Here is a 7349-nt window from a genome sequence, read left to right on the forward strand (position 1 = left end):
CGGCTGGAGTCTGGGCGGCGTCTACGCGCGCCATCTGGCACTCCAGGCGCCGGAGCTGGTTCGATATGTGATTACGCTCGGAAGTCCATTCGCAAACGACGTGACAGCGACCAACGCCACGCGGCTTTACGAGGCGCTGTCGGGCGAGAGGGTCACTGCCGATCCCGAGCTTCGCAAAGTCATCGCCGGAGATTTGCCCGTTCCGACCACCTCGATCTATTCTCGCGCTGATGGGATCGTGAACTGGCGAACGTGCCTGTTACGTCCTTCCGATACCGCCGAAAACATCGAGGTGCATCTTGCCAGCCATCTCGGACTGGGCGTGAATCCGGCTGCACTCTGGGCAGTCGCCGATCGTTTGGCCCAAAGCGAGGGGCATTTCAGGCAATTTAATCGAACGGGGCCGTTTGCCATTGCATACTCACCTCCGGAAAATGCACAATCCTGATCCACCGTCCTGAATTCGGGACCGTCTGAACGCCAGAAGCGCCACCAAGGCGACGCGTGATTTGCAGCGGGAGGGGACTATGAGTGATGCCAAGAAGCTATCCTCGATGGACGCCTCGTTTCTTTATCTGGAAACGCCGGAGATGCCGATGCATGTCGGCAGCATGGCCATCTTCCGTCTGCCAGCGGATTACAAGGGGGACTTCTTCGAGGATTTCAAGGCGATGATCGCCTCGCGCCTGCATGTCGCGCCCATTCTGAAGGCGAGACTCGAAAAGGCGCCGCTGGATATCGATCATCCATCCTGGGTCGAGGATGATCAGTTCGATATCGATCGTCATATTTTCCGCGGCAGCCTTCCGGCTCCGCACGATCGCGCGACGCTGGAGCGCATTGTCGGCTGGATGCATGCCAAGCTGCTCAACCGCGCCAGGCCACTCTGGGAGTTCTATGTCTTCGAAGGCATGAACGACAACGAGATCGGGCTTTATTCGAAGATGCATCACGCCTGCATCGACGGCGGCGCGGGCGCGGCACTGACCAATATGATCTACGACCTGACGCCGGTGCCGAGGAAAGTCGAGCCGCCGAAGCCGAGGGCGAAGCTCGGCCAGGAGCCGCGAGACATAGCCGCCAATCTGCTCGATTCATACCAGCAGCTCTGGACACAGCCGTTCGATGCCGCGGCGGCCGCCAAAAGCATCGACCTGCCGCGCTCCGGAAAAAGCGATCTCGGATCCATCCTGTTCGACAACGCGATGTTCCAGATCGAAAGCGCCGTGAAATTCGTCGGCAGCGTCCCGACCATGCTGAAGAGCGTGTCCGACGTGGTCGGAAGGATTTCCGATCCGAACTCGCGCGACAGCATCGCGAGCATGGTGTCGCCCTCGACGATCCTCAACAAATCAATCTCTTCGGAGCGCAGCTTTGCAGGGGTGTCCATTTCCTTGAGCCGGGCGAAAGCTGTGGCGAAGCAGGCAGGCGGCAAGCTCAACGATGTCGTGCTGGCGCTTTCCAGCGGCGTGGTCCGGCGTTACCTGCTCGAACAGGGAGCGCTGCCGGCAAAATCGATGACGGCCGCGGTGCCGATTTCGCTCCGCGAGGAAGGCAATACTGACGCCAATAACCAGGTGTTCGGCATGATTTGCTCGATCGCCACCAACATCGAAGATCCCAAGGCGCGTCTCGAGGCAATCATTGCCCAATCCACCAAGTCGAAGGAAATGTCGCATCCGCTGCGTGCCCTGATGCCGCAAGTTTCCAACCTCTCGATGCTGGGAGCGCCGATCCTGGTGCAGATCCTCGCGCTGCTATACAGCCGTTCAAGCCTGTCGGATGTGCTGCCGCCGGCGGCAAACATCACTGTCTCCAATGTGCCGGGACCGCGCCAGACCCTCTATGCGGCTGGTGCGGAGTTGCTGCACATCTTCCCGGTGTCGATCTCGACTCACGGCATTGCGCTGAACATCACAGTCCAAAGCTATCGCGATCAGCTTGATTTTGGCTTCATCTCCGGCGCCAACATCATTCCCCACGTCCAGGTGCTCTGCGACATGCTGCCTCGCGAATTCGCGGATCTCGAGGCTGCGTTTGCGCCACCTAATCTAAAAAGCGCAGCAAGCTGAACCAAGATGCACGGTCGAAGCAGCGAGCCGTGCCCGGCAAAATCACACTGACGGAGAAAGATATCTGACATGATCGAAATGCCGGCCCCGCAATTCGTGCAAACCAACGGAATTCGGATGGGCTATTACGAAGCCGGCCCAAAATCCGATGCTCCGCCCGTTATTCTTTGCCATGGCTGGCCGGAGATTGCGTTTTCCTGGCGTCACCAGATCAAGGCGCTGAGCGAGGCCGGCATTCGCGTGATCGCGCCGGATCAGCGGGGTTACGGCGTGACCGACCGGCCCGATCCGGTGGAGGCTTACGATCTCGAGCACCTTACCGGCGATCTCGTAGGCCTGCTCGATCAGCTCAGAATCGAAAAAGCGATTTTTGTCGGTCACGACTGGGGCGGGTTTGTCGTTTGGCAAATGCCGTTGCGTCATCCTACGCGCGTCGCGGGCGTCGTCGGGATCAACACGCCGCACACGGCCCGGCCCCCCGTGGACCCGATCGAGCTTTTTCGAAAGAGGTTCGGTGAGCAGATGTACATCGTGCAGTTTCAAAAGCCCGGGCACGAGGTGGATAACATATTCAACAGCCGGGTCGAGCAGACATTTGACGCATTCATGAGGAAGCCCGCCCCGCGGGCCGACGCTACGCCGACCGAGCCGCCAACCGCCGGCGTCGGCGCTTCGCCGACACTCAACCTGGCGTTTCCGCAGATGATTGCCAATTACGACGCCAGGCACGATCCGCGAACGCCGATTCTTTCAGCGGAAGAAAAGAAGGTGTTCGTCGATACCTTCAGCAAAACCGGCTTCACCGGCGGCATCAACTGGTACCGCAACATGTCGCGTAATTGGCAGCGCTCGGCCGAACTCGACTATACCATTCGCGTGCCGTCGTTGATGATCATGGCCGAAAACGATCGCGTGCTGCCGCCGTCGGCGGCAGACGGGATGGAGAAGATCGTACCCGATCTCGAGAAATACCTGGTCCGCGGCAGCGGCCATTGGACGCAGCAGGAGAAGCCGGACGAAGTCAGCGACAAACTGATCGAATGGCGTAAAAAGCGGTTCAGATAGGCGTGCGGAAGACGAGGCAGCATCAGCATCGCTCGGCGCAAGCGTTTTTCGCAATGACGGAACCTCTGTGGCGATAAGGCAGGGAACTACCGCGATGGCGTCGACCAACCGACTGGATCCGATTCCGCACCCGCCAACCATGCCGGTCGTTGGCAATATGCTCTCGCTCGATTCGACTGCGCCGGTGCAAAATCTGGCCCGGCTTGCAAAAGAGTTGGGACCGATCTTCTGGCTCGATATGATGGGTGCGCCACTCGTCATCGTGTCCGGCCACGATCTCGTCGACGAGCTTAGTGATGAGAAGCGGTTCGACAAAGCCGTGCGCGGGCCGCTGCGCAGGGTAAGGTCGATTGCCGGCGACGGCCTGTTCACTGCAGACACGAGTGAGCCGAACTGGAGCAAGGCGCACAATATCCTGCTGCAGCCATTCGGCAATCGCGCCATGCAGTCCTATCACCCGAGTATGGTCGATATCGCCGAGCAACTGGTGAAGAAATGGGAGCGGCTCAACGCAGATGAGGAGATCGATGTCGTCCACGACATGACCGCGCTGACGCTCGACACGATCGGCCTATGCGGTTTCGATTACCGTTTCAATTCGTTCTACCGGCGCGACTATCACCCATTCGTCGAATCCCTGGTGCGTTCGCTCGAAACCATCATGATGATCCGCGGCTTGCCGCTGGAGAACCTGTGGATGCAGAAGCGCCGGCGCGATCTCGCCGGCGATGTCGCTTTCATGAACAAGATGGTGGATGAGATTGTCGCCGAGCGACGCAAGAACACCGATGCGGCCGCCGACAAAAAGGACATGCTTGCCGCCATGATGACCGGCGTCGATCGCGCCACCGGCGAGCAGCTCGATGACCTCAACATCCGATACCAGATCAACACTTTCCTGATCGCAGGGCACGAAACCACCAGCGGGCTTTTGTCATGCGCGCTCTATGCGCTCTTGAAGCATCCTGACGTGCTCAAGAAGGCCTATCAGGAGGTCGATCGGGTGCTCGGGCCGGATATCAACGTCAGGCCAACTTATCAGCAGGTGACCCAACTTACCTACGTCACCCAAATTCTGAAGGAGGCCTTGCGGCTATGGCCGCCCGCGCCTGCCTACGGTATCTCGCCGCTAAAGGACGAGATCATCGGCGGCAAATACAGGCTAAAGAAAAACACGTTCATTACGGTCCTGGTGCTGGCGCTGCACCGCGATTCCAGTGTCTGGGGACCGAACCCTGACGCGTTTGATCCTGAAAATTTCAGCCGCGAGGCAGAGGCCGCTCGTCCGATCAACGCCTGGAAGCCATTCGGCAACGGCCAGCGCGCCTGCATCGGGCGGGGGTTTGCGATGCACGAAGCCGCGCTCGCGATCGGCATGATCCTTCAGCGCTTCAAGCTGATCGACGTCGATCGTTACCAAATGCACCTGAAGGAGACGCTGACGATCAAGCCGGACGGATTCAAGATCAAGGTCCGTCCACGCAGCGAGACGGAGCGTGGCGTATTTGTTGGCTCGAGCGCTGCTGCAGCACCGAGCGCGATGCCGGCCCGCGCCAGCGCCCGTCCGGCGCACAACACTCCGCTTCTGGTGCTGTACGGATCAAACCTTGGCACCGCCGAGGAACTGGCTAGCCGTGTCGCCGATCTCGCGGAGGTCAACGGCTTTGCGACCAGGCTTGCAGCCCTCGACGACTACGTTGGCAAGCTGCCCGAAGAGGGTGGTGTCCTGATTTTTTGCGCCTCTTATAACGGCGCACCGCCCGACAACGCCACGCAGTTCGTTAAATGGCTCGGGAGTGGTCTGCCAAAAGATGCGTTCGCCAGGGTGAGATATGCCGTCTTTGGTTGCGGTAACAGCGACTGGGCCGCGACCTATCAATCCGTGCCGCGACTGATTGATCAGCAACTGGCGGAGCACGGCGCTCGCGCCGTGTATGCGCGCGGCGAGGGCGATGCTCGTAGCGATCTCGATGGAGATTTCGATGGCTGGTTCGCCAAGCTCGCGCCGCTTGCGACCAAGGCATTCGGGATCGCGTCTAATTTCACCCGCAGCGCCGAGGATGAGCCGCTCTACAAGATCGAGCCGGTTGCGCCGTCGGCAGTCAACGCGGTCGTCGCGCTCGGTGGCGTTTCGCCGATGAAGCTGCTGGTGAACAGCGAATTGCAGAACAAAACGGGCGCGTATCCGTCCCAGAGATCGACGCGGCATATCGAGGTTCAGCTGCCTCCCGGCATCACGTATCGCGTCGGCGATCACTTGAGCGTGGTGCCGCGCAACGATCCGGCGCTGGTGGATGCCGTTGCAAGGAGGTTTGGTTTTCTTCCCTCCGATCAGATCCGGTTGGCGGTCGCGCAGGGTCGCCGCGCGCAACTCCCGGTCAACGAGCCGGTCTCGGTCGGGCGGCTGTTGGCCGACTTTGTCGAATTGCAGCAGGTCGCAACGCGCAAACAGATTCAGATCATGTCGGAGCACACCCGTTGCCCGGTGACCAAGCCAAAACTGCTCGCCTATGTCGGCGATGATGCCGTCTCCGCCGAACATTATCGTGCGGACATTCTCGGCAAGCGCAAATCGGTCTTCGATCTGCTGGAGGAGCATCCGGCGTGCGAACTGCCGTTGCACGTCTATCTCGAGATGCTGTCGCTGCTTGCGCCGCGCTACTACTCGATCTCGTCCTCGCCTTCCGTCGATGGCTCCCGCTGCAGCATCACCGTGGGCGTGGTGGAGGATACTGCGAACTCCGGCCGCGGCATCTACAAAGGAGTGTGCTCGAATTATCTGGCCAGCCGTCGTGCCGGCGAGACGATCCATGCAACCGTGCGCGAAACCAAGGCCGGTTTCAGGTTGCCTGATGACGCTTCCGTGCCAATCATTATGATCGGTCCGGGGACGGGGCTGGCGCCGTTCCGCGGCTTCCTGCAGGAGCGCGCCGCGCTTAAAGCGAGCGGGACGAAGCTTGGTCCGGGGATGCTGTTTTTTGGCTGTCGACATCCCGAGCAGGATTACCTTTACGCCGACGAGCTCAAGTCATTCGAGGCCAGCGGCGTCGCCGAGCTACACACGGCCTTCTCTCGCGCGGAAGGCCCAAAGACTTATGTGCAGAACCTTGTCAGCGCGCAGAAAGAACGCGTCTGGAGCCTGATCGAGCAGGGCGCAATCATTTACGTGTGCGGAGATGGCGGCAAGATGGAGCCGGACGTCAAGGCGGCGCTGGTTGCGATCCATCGCGAACGGACCGGCAGCGATGCCGACGGGGGGCAACGGTGGATCGACGATCTCGGAACGAAAAACCGCTATGTCCTCGACGTCTGGGCGGGCGGGTAATTCTGCGTTCGCAGGAGTCACAACGAATCAGGCAAGCGCGCTAAGCGGCCCTCGCACTCGCCGCATGCGCATGCTTGTCGATCGCGTCAATGATTTGCGGCCACATCGGGATCGGAAGCGCATGACCCATGCCTTCGATCATCAGGAGCTTGGCGCCGGGAATAGCCGCGGCTGTAAACTTGCCGCCCTCAGGGCGCACCAAGGGGTCGACGGTGCCGTGAATCACCAGGGTAGGCGCCTTCACCGAAGCCAGCCGCTCCTTGCGGCTGCCTGATGCCAGGATAGCACGAAGTTGACGCCCGACTCCGGCCGCGTTGAGGCCGCGTTCGTATGTGCGTTCGGCCCGCGAGCGGTCGAGCGCCTCATCCTCCGGGAAACTGCCAACGCGCAGGACCTTCCAGGTTTGCGCGAAGCGCTCGAAATATTCTTCCTTAGTGGCCGGCGGCGGCGCCATCAGCAAAGCAGACGCTTCCCGGGTTGGCGGCGGGACTTTGGGGTCGCCGGTAGTCGACATGATGGAAGTGAGCGAGCGTACCCGCTGTGGAAACACAATCGCGACCTCCTGGGCGATCATGCCGCCCATCGAGGCACCCACCAGATGCGCGGATTTGACGTGAAGCGCGTCCATGAGGCCAACGACGTCCTCCGCCATGTCGCGTATTTTATAAGGCGCCGTGACCGGAATTTTGAGAAATCGCATCTTGAGCAGTTCGAGCGGGGTCAGCCGCTTGCCGCCGCTCAGCTTACTGGATTTGCCGATGTCACGATTGTCGAACCGGATTACGCGGAAGCCGCGTGTCGCAAGTTGCCGGCAGAAATCGTCATCCCAATGGATCATCTGGGCACCTAGCCCCATGATCAGCAGCATCGGTTCGGCATTGGGATCG

The 7349-nt window shown here is 60.4% G+C and carries 5 protein-coding genes; 4 read left to right on the forward strand and 1 reads right to left on the reverse strand.

The annotated features are described in order from the left end of the window. From VJV58_RS03855 to VJV58_RS03870, 4 genes are all read left to right on the forward strand, one after another. A partial coding sequence (locus VJV58_RS03855; RefSeq protein WP_414641397.1) for an alpha/beta fold hydrolase occupies positions 1–448 on the forward strand: 448 nt, incomplete at its 5' end. A gap of 79 nt (positions 449–527) precedes the next feature. Then, positions 528–2072, forward strand: coding sequence for a wax ester/triacylglycerol synthase family O-acyltransferase (locus VJV58_RS03860; RefSeq protein ID WP_324136023.1), 1545 nt, complete (start codon positions 528–530; stop codon positions 2070–2072). Between the two features lie 69 nt (positions 2073–2141). Next, on the forward strand, positions 2142–3137 hold the full coding sequence (locus VJV58_RS03865; protein WP_324136024.1) for an alpha/beta hydrolase: 996 nt from the start codon (positions 2142–2144) through the stop codon (positions 3135–3137). A 94-nt stretch (positions 3138–3231) separates the two neighbouring features. Continuing rightward, positions 3232–6462, forward strand: coding sequence for a bifunctional cytochrome P450/NADPH--P450 reductase (locus tag VJV58_RS03870; RefSeq protein ID WP_324136025.1), 3231 nt, complete (start codon positions 3232–3234; stop codon positions 6460–6462). Between the two features lie 40 nt (positions 6463–6502). Here the strand turns inward: VJV58_RS03870 and VJV58_RS03875 are convergent. Continuing rightward, on the reverse strand, positions 6503–7349 hold an 847-nt coding region (locus VJV58_RS03875), incomplete at its 5' end, for an alpha/beta hydrolase (protein WP_324136026.1).

It is taken from the genome of Bradyrhizobium sp. (assembly GCF_035273305.1).
Classification (GTDB): domain Bacteria; phylum Pseudomonadota; class Alphaproteobacteria; order Rhizobiales; family Xanthobacteraceae; genus Bradyrhizobium.

Bases quoted from the DNA above. Each gene is read 5' to 3' on its own strand.
- VJV58_RS03860 (WP_324136023.1), top strand. From the start codon at position 528: ATGAGTGATGCCAAGAAGCTATCCTCGATGGACGCCTCGTTTCTTTAT.
- VJV58_RS03865 (WP_324136024.1), top strand. From the start codon at position 2,142: ATGATCGAAATGCCGGCCCCGCAATTCGTGCAAACCAACGGAATTCGG.
- VJV58_RS03870 (WP_324136025.1), top strand. From the start codon at position 3,232: ATGGCGTCGACCAACCGACTGGATCCGATTCCGCACCCGCCAACCATG.